The following is a 17,458-nucleotide window of genomic DNA, read 5'->3' as shown; positions in this document are numbered from 1 at the left end:
CCGCAGAGTCTAACTTCCCGGTGTGGCCGGACGGCTATCGACCGTAGTCGACTCTAGACAGCGGCGCCAACCGGCTCGCCCGCGCTCCGGGTGGCCGCCGGGGTTGGCGTGTCGGCGCGCAGGAAGCTGCCGGTGCGCTGCGTGCCGACCACCGCGGTGGGCTCCCCGTTGAGGAAGACCGCTTGTCCCGCGACGAACACGGCTCTGACCGTGTCGTCGTTGCGGTTGACCATCCGCGACAGTCCGCCGTACTGCTCGACCTTCTCCTCGGCGTAGCTGTCCAGCGCGCCATCAAGATGTGCGGGGTCGACGATTACCAGGTCGGCGCGGTCGCCCATGCGCAGGTGGCCGGCGTCGATCTGATACCAGTCGGCCAGTTCGCCGGTCAGCCGATGAACGGCCTGCTCGATGGTCATGAACGGCACGCCGGCCTTTTCCGCGTCGTGGACGTGGCGCAGCAGGCGTAGCCCGAAGTTGTAGAACGCCATGTTGCGCAGGTGCGCCCCCGCGTCCGAGAAGCCCATCTGGACGCCCGGCTCGCGGGCCAGCTTCTTGAGCACCTCGGGTCGGTGGTTGGAAATCGTAGTGCGCCACCGCAGCGCGGTGCCGTGCTCGACGACCAGGTCGAGGAATGCGTCCACGGGGTGCAGCCCGCCGCGGTCAATTCCGACCTGCCCGAACGACTTTCCGATCACCGATGGATCGGGGCATGCGACGATTTCGGCGTCGAAGAAGTCGCGGTGCCACACCCGCAGCCCGTACTTGCTGTCGTAGTCCTTGCGGAACCGCCGACGGTAGTCCTCGTCGCGCAGCAGGTCATCGCGCTCCGCCACTTGCTCTTTCAGGTGCATGGCGGCGGCGCCGGAGCCGAACTCCTCGAAGATGACGAGGTCGATGCCGTCGGCGTACACCTCGAATGGCACCGGCAGGTGCTGCCAGCGGAAGTCCCCGCCGAGCTTGGTGACGAAGCGGGCCGCCGGGCCCATCACCGGGATCAGCCACGGGTTGGCCTTGATGTCGGCGGCCGACAGCAGAGTGGTTTTGAGTTGCCTGCGGCCGATGCCCAACGACTGCAGCGCCTGGGATGCGATGTTGAACGGGTTCTGAATGTTGGGACCCGCCTGAAGGATTCGCCCGCTGCGCCGCAGCATGGCCTTCAGCCGCCGCAGCTCCCGCGGCTTCGCATACGTGGACGGCAAGGTACGGGAGCGGCAGTTCTCCCCGTCAATTTTGTCGAAAAGCAGTTGCTGCGAAGACATTCCGACAAACCCGGCCCGCAGCGCCTCGGCGAGCAGCTGCTCCATCCGCGCCTGCTCGGCCTTGGTCGGCCGGACCTCCTTGCGGGTGGCGCGGTCCAGACCCATCGTCGCGGCCCGCATGTCCGAATGACCAATGAAGGCAGCCACATTCGGCCCCAAGGCCCGTGCCTCCAGTGCGGCGATGTATTCCTCGCAGCTGCTCCAGGTCTTGTGCTGGTCAACCGTGCTGATGACGTGCTCGCGCGGGATGGCCTCTACTCGGGCGAACAGGTCACCGGCATCTTGGCCGTCGACGTGAACGGTCGACAGGGAGCACGAACCCACCATCACCGTCGTCACCCCGTGGCGCAGCGACTCCGACAGCGACGGGCCGCCGAGCACCTCGACGTCGTAGTGGGTGTGGATGTCGACCATGCCGGGCAGCACCCACTTGCCCGCGGCGTCGATCACCTGGCCGCAGCCGGTTTCGTCGAGCGGCTGTGCGCTGATGGCCGCGACATGGCCGTCACGGATCCCGATGTTGCGGATCGCCGATGGTGCGCCGGTGCCGTCGAACCAGCGGCCGTTGCGGATGATTGCGTCGAAGTTCATGGCTCCCAGGATGCGGCCCCGACAGCGTCGGAGTCTTGACAGTTACGGACATTTATTTGACATTTGTTGACATGTCAGTGGTACGCGGAACGTCGCTGTCGGGATATCCGCGCCTGGTCGCCGAACTGGGCGGCGATCCGATTGAGCTGCTGAAGGCCGCCGGCATCCGACCCCAAGACGTCGGCGATCACGAAGTTTTTCTGCCGTACCGCAGCCTCATTGTTGCCGTCGAGATAGCAGCGACGGCGACCGCGAGTCCCGATTTCGGGCGGCGGTTGGCACTACGGCAAGGCATCGAAATCCTGGGCCCAGTCGGGGTCGCCGCACGCACCGCGGCCACCGTCGGGGACGCCTTCGCGATTCTCGAAACCTTCCTGGCGGCCTACAGCCCGGCCATCTCCGGGCGCATCACCCCAACTGCCACCGCCGGACAGTCGTTCTATGTATTCGAGATTTTGATCGAGCGCCCACCCCCGCATCCACAGACCATCGAACTATCCCTCGGAGTGTCACTGCGGATTATGCGGTTCCTGCTCGGCGCGCAGTATTCGCCGTTGTCGGTGCACTTGCCGCACGAGCCGCTCACCGCGGCAGGCGACTATCTGACCTACTTCGGCTGCCGGCCGTGCTTCACACAACCCACAGCAGGCTTCACCTTCCGCACGGCCGATCTGGCGCGCCCGCTCGACCCGGACACCCTCGCCCATCAAGCGGTCGTGCAGTACCTGAGGGGAATCACCACACACCAACCGGGCATGACCCAGTCGGTGCGCACCATGGTCCGCCAACTCCTGCCCACCGGCACCGCCAGCCTCGAGTTGATCGCCGCCCAGTTCGATCTGCATCCGCGGGCACTGCACCGCCGCCTGTCCGCGGAGAAAACCAGCTTCGGTGAGCTCATCGACAGCGTGCGCCGCGAAACCGCCGAACACTACTTACGCGACACCGACATCAGCCTGTCGCACCTGACCCGAGAACTCGGCTACGCCGAGCAGAGCGTGCTCACCCGGTCGTGCCGGCGATGGTTCGGCTGCGGTCCCAGCAGTTACCGCAGCGCGGCCCGCTCTGTCCCACCGAACCTGCCCGGCGAGCCGGGCGCGCCGCCGGATCGTGTTCAATCGACGACATGCTGAGCCTGGAAGAGATTTCCGACCGCTTGGAGATCCAGCAGCTGCTGGTGGACTACTCGACCGCAATTGACCAGCGTCGATTCGACGATCTGGACAGGGTGTTCACCCCGGACGCCTACATCGACTACACCGCCCTGGGCGGCATCGAGGGCCGGTATCCCGAAGTGAAGAAATGGCTGTCGCAGGTGCTGCCGAATTTCCCGGTGTACGCGCACATGCTGGGCAATTTCTCGGTCCGCATCGACGGCGACACCGCGTCGTCTCGGGTGATCTGCTTCAACCCGATGGTGCTCGGCGGCGACAAGGAGCAGATCCTGTTCTGCGGGCTTTGGTACGACGACGAGTTCCTGCGCACCCCCGAGGGCTGGCGGATGACCCGCCGGGTCGAGACGAAGACTTTCCAGAAAGTGATGTGACGGTCAGGTTTGATGGTGGCCTCCCGCCGCGCCGCGCTCACGATCGAAGCCCGGCTTGGGCGACGAGTGTGAAGCCACGGCTTTCATTGTGAAGTTAGGGCTTTGCGAGTGAAGCTAGGGCAGGTTTCGTCGCGGGAATTCGCCATGAGCTCACGTCGAAAGCCGTTGCTTCACAATGAGAGCCGTCGCTTCACAATCAACGCCGTCAGCTTGCGTAGCGACGGTCGGCCTTTGATGGTGGCGACGCGTTGCGCGAGGCTGCGTCGGACTGGCGATCGCCATGATTTCTGCCCGACGTCCCCGTTCTGGCACAATAGGCGGCTGTCCGCCGAGCGACTACGGCCGCTCAGTGGTCAGAAACGCGAGGCAAAACCGGGCCCTGGCATCCTGCCGCGGTCGCCGAATTGCAGCGTGACACATACAGGAGAACTCGCTTAACCATGGCTGTGAAGATCAAGCTCACTCGACTTGGCAAGATCCGCAATCCTCAGTACCGCATCGCCGTCGCCGACGCGCGCACCCGCCGCGACGGCCGCTCCATCGAGGTCATCGGCCGCTACCACCCCAAGGAAGAGCCCAGCCTCATCGAGATCAACTCCGAGCGCGCCCAGTACTGGCTGTCCGTGGGGGCTCAGCCCACCGAGCCCGTCCTCAAGCTGCTGAAGATCACCGGCGACTGGCAGAAGTTCAAGGGTCTGCCCGGCGCGGAGGGCACCTTGAAGGTCAAGCCCGCAAAACCCAGCAAGCTGGAGCTGTTCAACGCCGCGCTGGCCGCCGCCGACGGCGGTCCCACCACCGAGGCAGCCAAGCCGAAGAAGAAGTCACCCGCGAAGAAGGCCGCCAAGGCCGGCGAGGCAGCCCCTGAGGCGGAAAAGGCTGAAAAGGCCGAAAAGGCTGAGACACCCGCCGAGACGCCCGCCGATGCCCCCGAGCAGTCCCAGGGCGGCGAGCCGGCCGAGACAACGAACGAAAGCTGACTGACGCAATGAGTACCGTCGTCGTCGACGCTGTCGAACATCTGGTCCGGGGAATCGTCGACAACCCCAACGACGTCCGGGTCGACATGGTGACCAGCCGGCGTGGACGCACCGTGGAGGTCCACGTTCATCCCGACGACCTGGGCAAGGTGATCGGTCGCGGCGGACGTACCGCGACCGCGCTGCGCACGCTGGTCGCCGGGATCGGTGGTCGGGGTATTCGCGTCGACGTGGTGGACACCGACCAGTAGCGGGCCCTGCTCATGGAGCTCTCGTGGAGCTGGTAGTCGGTCGCGTAGTCAAAGCGCACGGCGTCACCGGCGAACTGGTCGTCGAGGTCCGCACCGACGATCCCGAGTCGCGATTTGCTCCGGGTAACACCTTGCGCGCCAGGGCCTCTCGTGATGCCGGCGGTCAGGAGCGGAGCTTTGCCGTCGAGGGCGTCCGTGAGCACGGCGCGCGCCTGCTGGTGCGCCTGGCCGGAGTGACCGACCGGGATGCCGCCGACGCATTGCGCGGCAGCTTGTTTATCGTCGACTCCGACGATCTGCCGCCCATCGATGAGCCGGACACCTACTACGACCACCAGCTGGAAGGCCTGCGGGTGCGCACGACGACGGGACAGGATCTCGGGGTGGTAGCCGAGGTGCTGCACACCGCCGCCGGCGAGTTGCTGGCGGTCAAACGTGATTCGGGAGAAGTGCTGGTGCCGTTCGTCAGTGCGATCGTCACGTCGGTGTCGCTGGACGACGGCACCGTCGAGATTGATCCGCCCGAGGGCCTGCTGGACTTGGGGTAGCAGTGCGCATCGACGTCATCACGATCTTTCCGGCGTACCTGGATCCGCTGCGATTGTCGTTGCCGGGCAAGGCGATCGAATCGGGTCTGGTCGACCTGCGGGTGCACGACCTGCGCCGCTGGACCCACGACGTGCACCACTCGGTGGACGACGCGCCCTACGGCGGCGGCCCGGGAATGGTGATGAAGGCGCCGGTGTGGGGTGATGCGCTGGACGAGACCTGTTCCGGCGAGACGCTGCTGATCGTTCCGACCCCCGCCGGTTCGCTGTTCACCCAGGCCGCCGCCCAGCGCTGGAGCGCCGAGACACACCTGGTGTTCGCCTGCGGCCGCTACGAGGGCATCGACCAGCGGGTCGTTGAGGATGCCGCACGACGGATGCGCGTCGAAGAGGTCTCGATCGGCGACTATGTGCTGCCGGGGGGTGAGTCGGCCGCCGTGGTGATGATCGAGGCGATGGTGCGGCTGTTGACCGGAGTTCTGGGCAATCCCGCGTCGCATCGCGACGATTCACACTCAGTCGACCTGGACCGGCTCCTCGAGGGGCCGAGCTATACCCGCCCGCCGAGCTGGCGTGGCCTCGACGTCCCAGCTGTTCTGCTGTCCGGTGACCACGCGCGAATCGCCGCTTGGCGCCGCGAGGTCTCACTGCAGCGCACCCGGGACCGCCGGCCCGAGCTGCTGGATTAGCTCGGCGAGCAGACGCAGAGTCGCGCTCGCGAGGCGGAATCTGCGCGATTCTGCGTCTGCTCGCCGCAAGAAGGCGCGGCTAGATCCGGCCGTTGGGGAACATCGTCTTCACAGCCTGGGTGATCGTGTCCCGCGCGGTGGCGTCATCAGAGGGCTGCAGCGACAGGATCACCATGATGTAGCGCCGGTCCGCGCCGATTATCCCGGTCGACAGGTGCATCCAGTCACTGCCGATGCAGCACATCCAGCCCTGCTTGACCGCTACCGGTTCGGCGTACAGGCCGTCCGGGATGCCGAACCGCTGCGGATAGCCGTCGACTCCGGTGGGGGTGGACTGGGCCAGGTCGCTGACGATGATCCCGGCCCGTTCCAACGGCAGGCCGCCCGACCCGTCGAGCAGCATGTCGTAGTAGCGGACCAGATCAGTCGGCGAGCTCAACGTGTTCCACCAGTGACCATCGCTGGGCGGCGTGGTCGACGACAGCCCGTATCGGGTTGCGACCTGGGTGACGATGGCGTCGCCGCCGTCCTGATCCCAGAATCGCTGGGCGGCGTCGTCGTCGGAGGACCGCAACATGGCGTCCAACGCCTGGCGATCCTCCGGGCTCAACGTCGCCTTTCCTTCGGCTTCCTGTAGCAGCAGCTCATCGGCAATGAACAGCTTGGCCACCGACGCGGTGCCGGGGATCTGGGCATCGCCGTTGGAGACCAGTTGATGGGTGGCACGGTCGAGAACGGCTACCGACAGGGTGGCGCCGACGCCGGCGGCTTCGTCGACCGCCCGCTGGACGCGTGCCTGCAATCCGCCGAGCCCGGCTCCCGGCAGCGCGTCCGGCGGCGCGGGCCGGGTGATGACCTGCAGCAGCAGTTCCGCCAGCTGCGGAGACGGCTGCAGATTGCGACCGGGTGCGCTGTGGGCGGGCGTGCTCGGCGTCTTCGCCTGCACCTTCGCCTCGCACCCCCCGACCAGCACCAACGCCACCGCCGCGGCGGTGAGTAGCGTCAGCGGCCGGGCTCGCATTTCTCCCCCTGGTCCTTGTGGCTGGTGGCTTATGGCGGCGTCCAGCGTCCCGGACACATATATGCGGCGGCCGCACCGCCAGTTGCCCCGGGCGTCACGCTGAGGTTCGGGTTCGGCTAGCGCGGTGTGGCCCCAGTCATATGTACCATTCACCAGCGCATTTCGTAGGTCACGAACCGCCAGGATTTCCTGTGATTTTCACTGCATGCGGACCGTCTGGCACAATTGACCGGTTGTCTCGAAGCGGTTGTAGGCCCGCCAGGCCCATCCTCTGGACCGATTGGGGCCTAGCCGCCTGCTGCGAGATGCGCCCAGAAGCCCGAAACCCATCGGCTCGGTGACCGTCGCACTGCGTGCGGACGGTCCGCCGCAAGCCGCGACCGCAAGGAAGTGCCTTCTACGATGAACAGGCTGGACTTCGTCGACCAGGCGTCGCTACGCGACGACATCCCGGCATTCGGCCCGGGCGACACCATCAACGTGCATGTCAAGGTCATCGAGGGCGCCAAGGAGCGTGTCCAGGTGTTCAAGGGCGTGGTGATCCGTCGTCAGGGCGGCGGTATCCGCGAGACGTTCACGGTGCGCAAGGAGAGCTACGGCGTCGGCGTCGAGCGGACCTTCCCGGTGCATTCGCCGAACATCGACCACATCGAGTTGGTGACTCGCGGCGACGTCCGTCGCGCCAAGCTGTACTACTTGCGTGAGCTTCGCGGCAAAAAGGCCAAGATCAAGGAGAAGCGCTGAGCCGACTCAGCGGTCTGAAGATGCACCGAGCGCGCTGGCTACGCTGATCTCGTGACCGAAACCACGGACTCGTCAGCCGAGCACCAACCCGAAGCTGATCCACCGTCGGAACCGGAGACCTCTCCCAAGGACACAGCCGACCCGGCCGCCGCCGAAGATGCAGGCGCCACCAGCGCGAAAGGCGTAGCCGGTACGGACGGCGCGGACTCCGATAAGGACGAGGACGAGGACGAGTCGAAGCGGTACAAGCCGTCGGCGCTGCGCGAATTCGCGCTTCTGGCCGTGATCGCGATAACGCTCTACTACGTCGTGTTGACGTTCGTGGCGCGCCCCTACCTGATCCCGTCCGAATCCATGGAACCAACCCTGCACGGGTGCCCAACCTGCGTCGGCGACCGAATCATGGTGGACAAGCTCACGTACCGATTCGACTCACCGCAACCGGGCGACGTCGTCGTCTTCCGGGGACCGCCGTCCTGGAACCTCAACTACAAGTCGATCCGGTCGACTAACACCGCGGTCCGGTGGGTGCAGAACGGGCTTTCGTTCATCGGTTTCGTGCCTCCCGACGAGAACGATCTGGTCAAGCGCGTCATTGCGGTCGGAGGCCAGACGGTCCAGTGCCGGTTCGACACGGGCTTGACGGTCAACGGCAAGCGGCTCAAGGAGCCGTATCTCAATCCCGCCACGATGGGCGCCGACCCGGCGGTGGACCCGTGCCTGGGTTACGAATTCGGGCCGGTCACCGTCCCGCAGGGACGGCTGTGGGTGATGGGCGACAACCGCAGGCACTCGGCGGACTCGCGCGCCCACTGCACCACCAACCCGGAGGACGCGGTCAAGGGTGTGCTGTGCACCGGCGACCCAATGGCGGGCACGGTGCCGGTGTCCAACGTCATCGGCAAGGCCAGGTTCATCGTGTGGCCGCCGTCGCGATGGGGTGGTGTGGGTTCGGTGAACCCCCAGCAGGGTCAGTAGCCATGACCACGACGTGGCCGCCGCGGACGGTGATCCGTAAATCAGGGGGTTTGCGCACCCTGGAATCCGCGCTGTACCGCAGCGGTCTGGGTCCGGTCGCCGGAGTCGACGAGGTGGGACGCGGCGCGTGCGCCGGCCCGCTGGTGGTCGCCGCCTGCGTGTTGGGACCGGGGCGACTGGAAAGCCTTGCCGCCCTTGATGATTCGAAGAAGCTCACCGAGAAGGTACGGGAGCGGCTATTCCCGTTGATCTGCCGCTACGCGTTGGCCTACCACGTGGTGTTCATCCCGTCGGTCGAGGTCGACCGCCGCGGCGTGCACAAAGCAAATATCGAAGGCATGCGACGCGCCGTGGCCGGCCTGCCGCTGCGACCCGGCTATGTGCTCAGCGACGGCTTCCGGGTGCCTGGGCTGTCGGTACCGTCGCTGCCCGTGGTCGGGGGAGACGCCGCTGCCGCGTGCATCGCCGCGGCGAGCGTGCTGGCCAAGGTCAGCCGGGACCGGTTGATGGTCGCGATGGACGCCGAGCACCCCGGCTACGGTTTCGCCGACCACAAGGGCTACTGCACGGCCGCGCACGGCCGCGCGCTGGCCCGGCTCGGACCGTGCGCCGAACACCGCTATTCGTTCATCAATGTGCGGCAGGTGGCGACCGGGTCGCGCACGCGGGTGGTGGCCGAATTCCGGCCCGACCCTCCCGCCGAGCGGGCCGAGTAGCAGTGAGGAAAGATGGGATCAGGGTTGTCGCCCGCGCCCCTTGGCAGGGAGAAGGACGTCTGAGCAGATGAGCGCAGAAGATCTCGAAAAGTATGAAACCGAGATGGAGCTCTCGCTGTACCGCGAATACAAGGACATCGTCGGTCAGTTCAGCTACGTCGTGGAGACCGAACGTCGCTTCTATCTGGCCAACAGTGTGGAGCTGATGCCGCGCAACGCCGACGGCGAGGTGTACTTCGAGCTGCGCCTCGCCGACGCCTGGGTGTGGGATATGTACCGGCCGGCGCGGTTCGTCAAGCAGGTGCGGGTGGTCACCTTCAAAGACGTCAACATCGAAGAAGTCGAGAAGCCCGAGCTGCGGCTCCCCGAGTAGCGGGCCGGCGTTCCCTACGGGGCGGGCTCGTCGTCGCCGAACATCAGTTTGCCGCGGTTTGCGATGACCGTGCGGGCCACGTCGGCGAGCTTGATGTTCAGATCTTGCGAGTAACGCCGCAGCACGTTGAACGCCTCATCCTCGGGCGTGTTGTTCAGCAGCATCAACATGCCGACGGCCTTGCCGATCTCGCGGTTGCTCATCAGCCCTTTTCGCAGCGTGGCGGCGTCTTCGCCCTGCCCGATGGCGTTGATGGCCACGCTCGCAAACGATGCCAGCACGGTGGCCTGCCCGGCGGACTCCTTGTCGAACACGTTGGGGGTGTCGCTGAACAGGTTGAGGGCGCCGGTGACCTGGCGATCGACCAGCAACCTGAACCCCATCGCGCCGCGCACCGGAGTCTCGGCGATCAGGTGGGCGGCCAATTTCGGCCACAGGCATGGTGTAGTCAGGTCGGGTTCGATCTGCGGGGTTTCGTCCTCGATGGCGTCCACGCAGGGTCCGTCGCCGGCTTCGCGTTCCAGGTCGTCGACGCGCTGCGCGATACGGTCGCTGGCGCCGACGGTGACGTAGCGACCATCGCGTCGCACCAGCACGCTGGCATGGTCGCATCCGGTCACGGTCAGCGTTGCCGCGACGCAGATCGCGGCGTACACCTGAGAGGCATCCGAGCCTTGGTAGATGATCTCGGCGAGTGCAGCGAACACGGTCGCGGGATCCGCTGTCGTCCCGCCGGGCCGTGACCCTGCGTCTTTGACTTCGTCCGCCATGTCTTTCCTTCACGCTGCTGTCGCTGCCATAGCCGGTTTCCCGATGGTCGTAGGTTATCGGTAGCCCATAGGCGCTCATATCCCGACGGCGACTTCCAGCTCTTTCAGCGACGTCTCCAGGTATCCGAGCATGTGCTGCAGGTGCGGCACGCTGCGCCGGCACCCGACGAGCCCGAAGTCGAGGGTTTGGGCGTTGGTGGTGACCGTGATGTTCACGGCTTGGCCGTCCAGGGCGATGGACAGCGGGTAGTTGCCGTCCAGGCGCGCGCCGCGCCAGTACAACGGCTCCTGGGCTCCTGGCACGTTGGAGATCACGATGTTGAACGGCGGCGGAGCGGTGCGGATGAAGCCCGGAATCAGCCCGAAGAACAAGCCGCCGGTCATGAAAGCCGACAGGGCCAACTGCTGCGCCCGGGGCAGTCCGCTGAAGACTTCCTTGTTGTCGCACATCGAATTATTGATTCCGGCAAGGCGTTTGGCGGCGTCGCCGACGTCGGTGTGCAGGTTGCACAAGACGGTGCCCACCATGTTCCCGCCGCCTTCATCGGTCTCCTTCCGAAGGCTCACCGGGACCATCGCAACCAATGGGGTGTCGGGCAGCGCATGCTGTTCGATCAGGTAAGCGCGCAGAGCGCCCGCCGACATCGCCAAAACGACGTCGTTGAAGGTGACGTCGGCGGCGGTTTTGACGGCTTTGATCCGGTCGAGTGACCACGACTGGGCGGCGATGCGGCGAGCACCGCCGATGCGCACGTTGAACATCGTCTTGGGCGCCCGGAACGGAAAGGTGAGTTGCTGCTCCAGCAGGGCGGCGCGCGCCAGCGACAGCGTCGACGGCGCCAGTGCGGCCGACGATCCCAACACGCTGGTCAGCATGTCCAGCCGCGACGATCGTCGGCCGCTGTCGCGATGACGGCGCGGCTTCAGCGCCCACGGCACCCGCACTTCGTCGTCGTCCGGATCGCTGGTGAATGCGCGCTGCATCAGCTTGAGCGCCGACACTCCGTCCATCAGGGAATGGTGGAACTTGGTGTAGACGGCGTAGCGCCCGTCGTTGAGCCCTTCGACCAGGTGCGCTTCCCACAGCGGCCGGTGCCTGTCGAGGGGGCTGCCATGCAGCCGCGAAGCGAGCTCCAGCAGCTCACGCACCCGCCCGGGGCGGGGCAGCGCGGACCGGCGGAAGTGGTAGTCAAGCTCGACGTCGTCGTCGAAAGCCCAGGCCACGTTGGTGACGGCACTGAAGAACGCCGGATGCTTACGGAAAGTGGGTTGGATGTCGGTGCAACCGAGCATCGCCTGATACGCATCGGTCACGAACTCCGGACCTGCATCATCGGGTGGCTGAAACAATTGCAGGCTGCCGACATGCATCGGGTGTTCGCGGGATTCGCCGAGCAAAAACATGGAATCGGCCGGTGCGATGAGCTTCATAATCCTTCTTCCGCGATAGACGTTTCCCAGATGGATAGCCAAGGCGGCTGCTCGGCACACGTTCGAACTTCCTGATCCGTCGTTTGGGTGGCCCCTGCGGCGGGAAGGTCATCTCAGATGGGACTGACTGTCGCGGTTACCGGACCGACCGGAGAGATCGGTGTCGCCGCGGTGACCGCGCTCGAGCGTGAACCGGCGGTGGACAAGGTCGTCGGGATGGCGCGCCGGCCGTTTGAGCCGCGGCAGCGCGGCTGGACGAAAACCAGCTACCAGCAGGGCGACATCCTTGACCGGGACGCCGTGGATGAATTGGTCGCGCAGGCCGATGTGGTGGTCCACCTGGCATTCATCATCATGGGGTCGCGCGAAGAAAGCGAACGCGTCAACCTGCAGGGCACCCGTAACGTGTTCGAGGCCACCGTGGCAGCGAATGCCACCGCGCAGCGGCCACGGCGATTGGTTTACACCTCGTCAGTGGCCGCCTACGGTTACCACTCCGACAACCCGGTGCCGCTCACCGAGGACGTGCCTGCGCGCGGGTCCGCTGAGCACTATTACTCCGCACAGAAGGCGGCGTGCGAGCGTGTTCTGGCCGAGGTGACGCAGGGTTCGCCGCTGGAGGTGTTCGTGCTGCGGCCGTGCATCGTCGCCGGGCCCGAGGCGCACGCGTTGGCCGACGCGATGCCGTGGAATCAGTTGCCCGCTCCGGTGCGCACGGTGACCGACGCGCTGCGGGGGGCGGTGCCGATGCTAAAGCCGGTGGTGCCGGACCCAGGAGTTCCGCTGCAGCTGGTCCATCACGACGACGTCGCGACCGCGATCGCGTTGGCGGCCACCGTCCCGGCACCGCCCGGGGCCTACAACATCGCCGGTGACGGCGTGGTGACGGTCGCTGACGTGGCCAAGGCGTTGGGTGGCCGTCCGGTACGGGTTCCCGCGGCGGCCGCCTCGGCGGCTTCCGCGGCGATCTCCCGATTGCCGTTCGTGCCTTCCGCACTCGAATGGCTGCACGCCGCACGGACGTCGGTGGTGCTGGACATCGCGAAGGCCGAGCGGGACCTCGGCTGGCGCCCGGCGCACTCGTCGGCGCAGACTCTGGCGGCGCTGGCTTCGTCGCTTTGAGGGTCGGGCGCGCTGGCAGGCGAGGTACGTTGTGGCCGTGAGCTTTCATCGCTTGGTCCGGTGCGGCACATAACAGCGCGTCGGCGGGTCAAGCACCTGACCGCCGGCGAAACGGTCACCCGGCCGGAAACCCTAGTGGTCGAGGAGCCGTTGGAGATCCGCCTCAACGGCACTCCGGTCACGGTGACCATGCGCACGCCGGGCTCGGATATCGAACTCGCGCAAGGCTTTCTGCTCACCGAAGGGATAGTCGCGGACCGCGGCGACGTGCTGACCATCCGCTACTGCGACGGACGCGACGAGGACGGTGTCAACGCATACAACGTTCTGGACGTGACACTGGCGCCCGGCGTCAAGCTGCCCGATCTCGACGTCACCCGCAACTTCTACACCAGCTCGTCGTGCGGGATCTGCGGCAAGGCGTCGCTGGATGCCGTGCGGCTTATCAGCCGCTTCGCCGTCGGTGAGGATCCCGCCACCATCGCCGCCGCCACGCTCAAGGCGATGCCAGACCAACTTCGCGGCGCCCAAAAGGTTTTCGCCAGCACCGGCGGGCTCCACGCCGCGGCGCTGTTCGGAACGGACGGCGTGATGCATGCCGTGCGCGAGGACATCGGCCGGCACAACGCGGTCGACAAGGTCATCGGCTGGGCGCTGGAACACGACCGCATCCCGCTGAACGGCTCGGTGCTGCTGGTCAGCGGTCGGGTCTCGTTCGAGTTGGCGCAGAAAGCTCTGCTGGCTGGAATTCCCGTGCTGGCAGCCGTGTCCGCGCCGTCGTCGCTGGCGGTCTCGCTGGCCGAGGAGTCCGGGATCACCCTGGTGGCCTTCCTGCGCGAGGACTCGATGAACGTCTACACGCGCGCGGACCGCATCCGGTAGGCGGCGCTTAGCAGACCGTGGGTTGGAAATGCCAGCTCGCGGGTAGCCGATCGTATTGCTTCACACAGTGGAGGAGACGGCCATGCTGCACGGACTGCTTTTAGCCGCCCAAGACAATCCCCAGGCAGCGGGTTTCATCCTGCGCGGGATCAAGGGCATCTTCGTCGCGATAGGCAGCGTCATCGCGGCCTTCATCTGTGCAGCCATTGCCGGGATGAAGGGTCGCAGCGCCCTGGGGTGGGGAAACCTCGGCTTGTTCTTCAGCATCCTGACGCTGATCGTCGTCATCATCATCCCCAGCAAGAGGACTTAGACCGTCCGCTCAGGGGCCGTTGACGCTGCGTTGATGGCGGGCCTCACTCGCACTTCGTCGGCTGGCGTTGTGGATGGATTCCCAACTGGGGATAACGGGGTCGGCGCGGCGGCCTGACCCGTCCCATGCGGCCCGGTTTGTCGGCGCCACCGTGCAATTTGGCTGGCATGACGACCACAAAGACACTGACCCGGGTCCAGCTGGGAGCAATGGGCGAGGCGCTCGCGGTGGATCACCTCACGAAGATGGGCTTTCGCATCTTGGACCGCAATTGGCGTTGCCGCTATGGCGAGCTGGATGTGATCGCTTCCGATGCGACGACGAGCACCGTGGTGTTCGTCGAAGTGAAGACGCGGACCGGCGACGGTTATGGAGGTCTGGCGCACGCTGTGACGCCGCGGAAGGTCGGCCGGCTGCGTCGGCTGGCAGGGCTGTGGCTGGCCGGCCAAGACGGCAGCTGGGCGGCGGTCCGCATCGATGTGATCGGCGTGCGGATCGGGCGCCGGCGCACCCCGGAGATCACCCACCTGCAGGGAATCGGCTGATGGCGCTGGGGCGCGCGTTCTCGGTCGCGGTGCGCGGACTGGACGGAGAGATCGTGGAAATCGAAGCCGACATCACCTCCGGGTTGCCAGGTGTGCATCTGGTAGGGCTGCCCGACGCCGCGCTGCAGGAGTCCCGCGACCGGGTCCGAGCGGCGGTCACCAACTGCGGCAACAGCTGGCCGCAGGCCCGACTCACGCTGGCGCTGTCACCGGCGACGCTGCCGAAAATGGGTTCCGTCTACGACATCGCACTGGCCGCCGCCGTGTTGTCGGCGCAGCTGAAAAAGCCTTGGCACCGGCTGGAGAAGACAGTGCTGTTGGGGGAGTTGTCGCTGGACGGGCGGGTCCGTCCGGTGCGCGGAGTGCTGCCCGCGGTACTGGCCGCCAAACACGACGGCTGGCCGGCCGTCGTCGTTCCGGCGGGCAACCTGGCCGAAGCCAGCCTGGTTGAGGGCATCGACGTGTCCGGAGTTCGCACCCTGGGGCAATTGCAGAGCTGGCTCAACGGCTCCGCCCGACTCGAGGACCGGATCACCTCGGCCGCAACGCCGTTGGATCCGTCGGCCGATCTGGCCGACGTGGTGGGCCAGTCGCAGGCGCGGTTCGCGGTCGAAGTGGCCGCGGCGGGGTCGCACCATCTCATGTTGACCGGACCACCTGGCGTGGGCAAAACGATGCTGGCACAACGTCTGCCGGGAATACTGCCGCAGCTGTCGGACTGCGAGTCGCTGGAGGTCACGGCAATTCACTCGGTAGCCGGGCTGCTGTCGGGTGACACGCCGTTGATCACCAGGGCGCCGTTTGTGGCGCCGCACCACAGTTCCAGCGTCGCGGCGCTGGTCGGCGGCGGTTCGGGGATGGCCCGGCCGGGCGCGGTGAGCCGGGCGCATCGCGGAGTCTTGTTCCTCGACGAATGCGCGGAGATCAATGTCAGCGCGCTGGAAGCATTGCGAACACCGTTGGAGGACGGTGAAATTCGGCTTGCCCGCCGCGACGGTGTGGCCTGTTACCCGGCGCGCTTCCAGCTGGTGCTGGCCGCCAACCTGTGCCCATGCGCACCGGCCGATCCGCAGGACTGCATTTGTGCGGCATCGGCCAAACGGCGTTACCTGGGCAAATTGTCCGGGCCGTTGCTGGATCGGGTGGACCTGCGGGTGCAGATGAACCCGGTACGCGCAGGGGCGTTCTCGACTGCAGACGGCGAACCGACATCGCAGGTTCGCAACCGGGTGGCGCTGGCCCGCGAAGCTGCCGCCCACCGCTGGCGGCCACACGGATTCCGCACCAATGCTGAAGTCAGCGGGTCATTGCTGCGGCGAAAGTTCCGGCCCAGCAATGCCGCGATGGACCCGCTGCGCGCGGCGCTGGACCGTGGTCTGCTCAGCATCCGTGGCGTGGATCGGACGCTGCGGGTGGCGTGGAGCCTGGCCGACCTGGCGGGCCGGGCCTCGCCCGGGCCGGACGAAGTTGCCGTCGCACTGAGCTTTCGGCAAGGAGGAGCGCAGCGATGAGCGCCTCGACAGTCGATGCCGATTCGGTACTGCGAGCCTGGGCCTACCTGTCGCGGGTCGCCGAACCACCATGTCCCGAACTTGCTGACCTGGTCCACAGCGTCGGCCCGGTGGAGGCCGCCGAGCGGGTCAAGCGCGGACTGGTTGACGGCGACCTGGCCGGGCACACCGAGTCCAGGCGCGAAATCGACCAGGCCGCAGCCGATCTCGAATTACTGGCCCGTCGTGGCGGCCGCTTGATCACACCCGACGACGACGAATGGCCGGCGCTCGCGTTCACCGCATTCGGCGCTGCCGACATCCGGGCGCGCCGTGGCGGGCCGCCGCTGGTGCTGTGGGCGCTCGGTCCGGCGCGCCTGGACGACGTGGCGCAACGCGCCGCCGCCGTGGTCGGCACCCGCGCTGCGACGGCCTACGGCGAGTACGTTGCCCACGACATGGCGACCGGGCTGGCCGAACGCGACGTCGCGGTCGTCTCCGGCGGCGCCTACGGCATCGACGGCGCAGCGCACCGCGCGACCCTGGCCGCCGACGGAATCACCGTGGCGGTCCTCGCCGGCGGGATCGACATCCCTTATCCCGCTGGACATTCGGCGCTGCTGCATCGGATCGCCCAGCACGGGCTGCTGTTCAGCGAATACCCGCCCGGTGTCCGGCCCGCCCGGTACCGATTCCTCACCCGCAACCGCCTGGTGGCCGCCGTCGCGGGGGCGGCGGTGGTGGTGGAAGCGGGCCTGCGCAGCGGTGCCGCCAATACCGCCGCCTGGGCGCGGGTGTTGGGCCGGGTGGTGGCCGCGGTGCCAGGTCCCGTGACGTCGTCGGCGTCGGCCGGTTGTCACGCGCTGCTGCGCCACGGCGCAGAGCTGGTCACCCGGGCCGACGACGTCGTCGAGCTCGTCGGTCGCATCGGTGAGCTGGCACCCGAAGAACCGCGGCCCACCACACCGTTCGACGGGCTGAGTGAAGCCGAGCGGCGGGTTTACGAGGCGCTGCCGGGTCGCGGCGCCGCCACGATCGACGAGATCGCCGTCGCATCGGGGCTGGGGCCTGAGCAGGTGCTGGGGCCGCTGGCAATGCTCGACCTGGCCGGACTGGCGGAATGCTGCGACGGCCGGTGGCGAATCGTCCGCGGCGGGACCGGCAAGACTGCGGCCGTGAGCTCGGCGACGCGGCTCGTATAGTCGACGGGAG

At 66.9% G+C, this 17,458-nt stretch carries 19 protein-coding genes and 1 pseudogene; 16 read left to right on the top strand and 4 right to left on the bottom strand.

Features of this window, described 5'->3' with window-relative positions; genetic code table 11:
• Positions 1-53: 53 nt before the first annotated feature.
• On the bottom strand, positions 54-1,850 hold the full coding sequence (locus AC5Y21_RS20230; RefSeq protein ID WP_499914984.1) for an N-acyl-D-amino-acid deacylase family protein: 1,797 nt from the start codon (positions 1,848-1,850) through the stop codon (positions 54-56).
• 71 nt (positions 1,851-1,921) lie between these two features.
• Here AC5Y21_RS20230 and AC5Y21_RS20225 point away from each other — a divergent pair, with 71 nt between their 5' ends.
• The 6 genes from AC5Y21_RS20225 (at position 1,922) to trmD (ending at position 5,861) form a co-directional block, all read left to right on the top strand.
• Positions 1,922-2,983: an AraC family transcriptional regulator gene (locus AC5Y21_RS20225; protein ID WP_499914983.1), complete on the top strand. Its 1,062-nt coding sequence runs from the start codon at positions 1,922-1,924 to the stop codon at positions 2,981-2,983.
• Positions 2,977-3,396: a nuclear transport factor 2 family protein gene (locus tag AC5Y21_RS20220; protein WP_499914982.1), complete on the top strand. Its 420-nt coding sequence runs from the start codon at positions 2,977-2,979 to the stop codon at positions 3,394-3,396. Before AC5Y21_RS20225 ends, AC5Y21_RS20220 begins: the two co-directional genes overlap by 7 nt.
• A gap of 440 nt (positions 3,397-3,836) precedes the next feature.
• Positions 3,837-4,373 carry a 30S ribosomal protein S16 gene (rpsP, locus tag AC5Y21_RS20215; RefSeq protein WP_499914981.1) on the top strand — a complete coding sequence of 179 codons (537 nt, stop codon included), beginning with the start codon at positions 3,837-3,839 and terminating at the stop codon, positions 4,371-4,373.
• Between the two features lie 8 nt (positions 4,374-4,381).
• The gene (locus AC5Y21_RS20210) at positions 4,382-4,624 is read left to right on the top strand and encodes an RNA-binding protein (RefSeq protein WP_067243044.1); all 243 of its coding nucleotides are present in this window, start codon (positions 4,382-4,384) and stop codon (positions 4,622-4,624) included.
• A gap of 23 nt (positions 4,625-4,647) precedes the next feature.
• Entirely contained in the window at positions 4,648-5,172 is a 525-nt protein-coding gene (rimM, locus tag AC5Y21_RS20205; protein WP_499914980.1) for a ribosome maturation factor RimM, read from the top strand.
• Between the two features lie 2 nt (positions 5,173-5,174).
• Positions 5,175-5,861, top strand: a complete 687-nt coding sequence (gene trmD, locus AC5Y21_RS20200) for a tRNA (guanosine(37)-N1)-methyltransferase TrmD (RefSeq protein ID WP_499914979.1) — start codon at positions 5,175-5,177, stop codon at positions 5,859-5,861.
• A gap of 79 nt (positions 5,862-5,940) precedes the next feature.
• On the opposite strand, the gene AC5Y21_RS20195 is transcribed toward trmD, so the two are convergent.
• The gene (locus AC5Y21_RS20195; protein WP_499914978.1) at positions 5,941-6,882 is read right to left on the bottom strand and encodes a serine hydrolase; all 942 of its coding nucleotides are present in this window, start codon (positions 6,880-6,882) and stop codon (positions 5,941-5,943) included.
• Positions 6,883-7,284: 402 nt separating this feature from the next.
• Between AC5Y21_RS20195 and rplS the strand changes: the two genes are divergently transcribed.
• The 4 genes and pseudogenes from rplS (at position 7,285) to AC5Y21_RS20175 (ending at position 9,693) form a co-directional block, all read left to right on the top strand.
• Positions 7,285-7,626 (top strand): 50S ribosomal protein L19, encoded by a 342-nt coding sequence (gene rplS, locus AC5Y21_RS20190; RefSeq protein WP_499914977.1) that lies wholly within the window; start codon positions 7,285-7,287, stop codon positions 7,624-7,626.
• 51 nt (positions 7,627-7,677) lie between these two features.
• Positions 7,678-8,604: a signal peptidase I gene (lepB, locus tag AC5Y21_RS20185; protein WP_499914976.1), complete on the top strand. Its 927-nt coding sequence runs from the start codon at positions 7,678-7,680 to the stop codon at positions 8,602-8,604.
• Between the two features lie 2 nt (positions 8,605-8,606).
• Positions 8,607-9,354: pseudogene (locus AC5Y21_RS20180) on the top strand (ribonuclease HII); the annotation flags it as partial.
• A gap of 33 nt (positions 9,355-9,387) precedes the next feature.
• Positions 9,388-9,693, top strand: a complete 306-nt coding sequence (locus AC5Y21_RS20175) for a DUF2469 domain-containing protein (protein ID WP_067243032.1) — start codon at positions 9,388-9,390, stop codon at positions 9,691-9,693.
• Between the two features lie 14 nt (positions 9,694-9,707).
• Here the strand turns inward: AC5Y21_RS20175 and AC5Y21_RS20170 are convergent, their stop codons facing one another.
• Complete coding sequence (locus AC5Y21_RS20170; RefSeq protein ID WP_499914975.1) at positions 9,708-10,463, bottom strand: GAF and ANTAR domain-containing protein; 756 nt, start codon at positions 10,461-10,463, stop codon at positions 9,708-9,710.
• A gap of 75 nt (positions 10,464-10,538) precedes the next feature.
• The gene (locus tag AC5Y21_RS20165; protein WP_499914974.1) at positions 10,539-11,894 is read right to left on the bottom strand and encodes a WS/DGAT/MGAT family O-acyltransferase; all 1,356 of its coding nucleotides are present in this window, start codon (positions 11,892-11,894) and stop codon (positions 10,539-10,541) included.
• Between the two features lie 117 nt (positions 11,895-12,011).
• Here AC5Y21_RS20165 and AC5Y21_RS20160 point away from each other — a divergent pair, with 117 nt between their 5' ends.
• From AC5Y21_RS20160 to dprA, 6 genes are all read left to right on the top strand, one after another.
• Entirely contained in the window at positions 12,012-13,016 is a 1,005-nt protein-coding gene (locus AC5Y21_RS20160; protein ID WP_499914973.1) for an NAD-dependent epimerase/dehydratase family protein, read from the top strand.
• A gap of 60 nt (positions 13,017-13,076) precedes the next feature.
• Positions 13,077-13,898 (top strand): formate dehydrogenase accessory sulfurtransferase FdhD, encoded by an 822-nt coding sequence (gene fdhD, locus AC5Y21_RS20155; protein WP_499914972.1) that lies wholly within the window; start codon positions 13,077-13,079, stop codon positions 13,896-13,898.
• 82 nt (positions 13,899-13,980) lie between these two features.
• On the top strand, positions 13,981-14,211 hold the full coding sequence (locus tag AC5Y21_RS20150; protein ID WP_499914971.1) for a deoxyribodipyrimidine photolyase: 231 nt from the start codon (positions 13,981-13,983) through the stop codon (positions 14,209-14,211).
• A gap of 167 nt (positions 14,212-14,378) precedes the next feature.
• Positions 14,379-14,756: a YraN family protein gene (locus AC5Y21_RS20145; protein ID WP_499914970.1), complete on the top strand. Its 378-nt coding sequence runs from the start codon at positions 14,379-14,381 to the stop codon at positions 14,754-14,756.
• Positions 14,756-16,267, top strand: coding sequence for a YifB family Mg chelatase-like AAA ATPase (locus tag AC5Y21_RS20140; protein WP_499914969.1), 1,512 nt, complete (start codon positions 14,756-14,758; stop codon positions 16,265-16,267). Before AC5Y21_RS20145 ends, AC5Y21_RS20140 begins: the two co-directional genes overlap by 1 nt.
• Positions 16,264-17,448, top strand: coding sequence for a DNA-processing protein DprA (gene dprA, locus AC5Y21_RS20135; protein WP_499914968.1), 1,185 nt, complete (start codon positions 16,264-16,266; stop codon positions 17,446-17,448). The genes AC5Y21_RS20140 and dprA overlap by 4 nt, the downstream gene beginning before the upstream one ends.
• Positions 17,449-17,458 lie beyond the last annotated feature (10 nt).

The sequence above is a fragment of the Mycobacterium sp. NGS41 genome (assembly GCF_059812725.1).
Note: the sequence above shows the minus strand (reverse complement) of the source record. Positions and strands in the feature narration are given on the sequence as shown.

Coding starts and splice junctions, on each gene's coding strand:
- AC5Y21_RS20230 (WP_499914984.1), bottom strand. CDS start 1,850: ATGAACTTCGACGCAATCATCCGCAACGGCCGCTGGTTCGACGGCACC.
- AC5Y21_RS20225 (WP_499914983.1), top strand. CDS start 1,922: ATGTCAGTGGTACGCGGAACGTCGCTGTCGGGATATCCGCGCCTGGTC.
- AC5Y21_RS20220 (WP_499914982.1), top strand. CDS start 2,977: ATGCTGAGCCTGGAAGAGATTTCCGACCGCTTGGAGATCCAGCAGCTG.
- rpsP (WP_499914981.1), top strand. CDS start 3,837: ATGGCTGTGAAGATCAAGCTCACTCGACTTGGCAAGATCCGCAATCCT.
- AC5Y21_RS20210 (WP_067243044.1), top strand. CDS start 4,382: ATGAGTACCGTCGTCGTCGACGCTGTCGAACATCTGGTCCGGGGAATC.
- AC5Y21_RS20195 (WP_499914978.1), bottom strand. CDS start 6,882: ATGCGAGCCCGGCCGCTGACGCTACTCACCGCCGCGGCGGTGGCGTTG.
- rplS (WP_499914977.1), top strand. CDS start 7,285: ATGAACAGGCTGGACTTCGTCGACCAGGCGTCGCTACGCGACGACATC.
- AC5Y21_RS20175 (WP_067243032.1), top strand. CDS start 9,388: ATGAGCGCAGAAGATCTCGAAAAGTATGAAACCGAGATGGAGCTCTCG.
- AC5Y21_RS20170 (WP_499914975.1), bottom strand. CDS start 10,463: ATGGCGGACGAAGTCAAAGACGCAGGGTCACGGCCCGGCGGGACGACA.
- AC5Y21_RS20165 (WP_499914974.1), bottom strand. CDS start 11,894: ATGAAGCTCATCGCACCGGCCGATTCCATGTTTTTGCTCGGCGAATCC.
- AC5Y21_RS20160 (WP_499914973.1), top strand. CDS start 12,012: ATGGGACTGACTGTCGCGGTTACCGGACCGACCGGAGAGATCGGTGTC.
- AC5Y21_RS20150 (WP_499914971.1), top strand. CDS start 13,981: ATGCTGCACGGACTGCTTTTAGCCGCCCAAGACAATCCCCAGGCAGCG.
- AC5Y21_RS20145 (WP_499914970.1), top strand. CDS start 14,379: ATGACGACCACAAAGACACTGACCCGGGTCCAGCTGGGAGCAATGGGC.
- AC5Y21_RS20140 (WP_499914969.1), top strand. CDS start 14,756: ATGGCGCTGGGGCGCGCGTTCTCGGTCGCGGTGCGCGGACTGGACGGA.
- dprA (WP_499914968.1), top strand. CDS start 16,264: ATGAGCGCCTCGACAGTCGATGCCGATTCGGTACTGCGAGCCTGGGCC.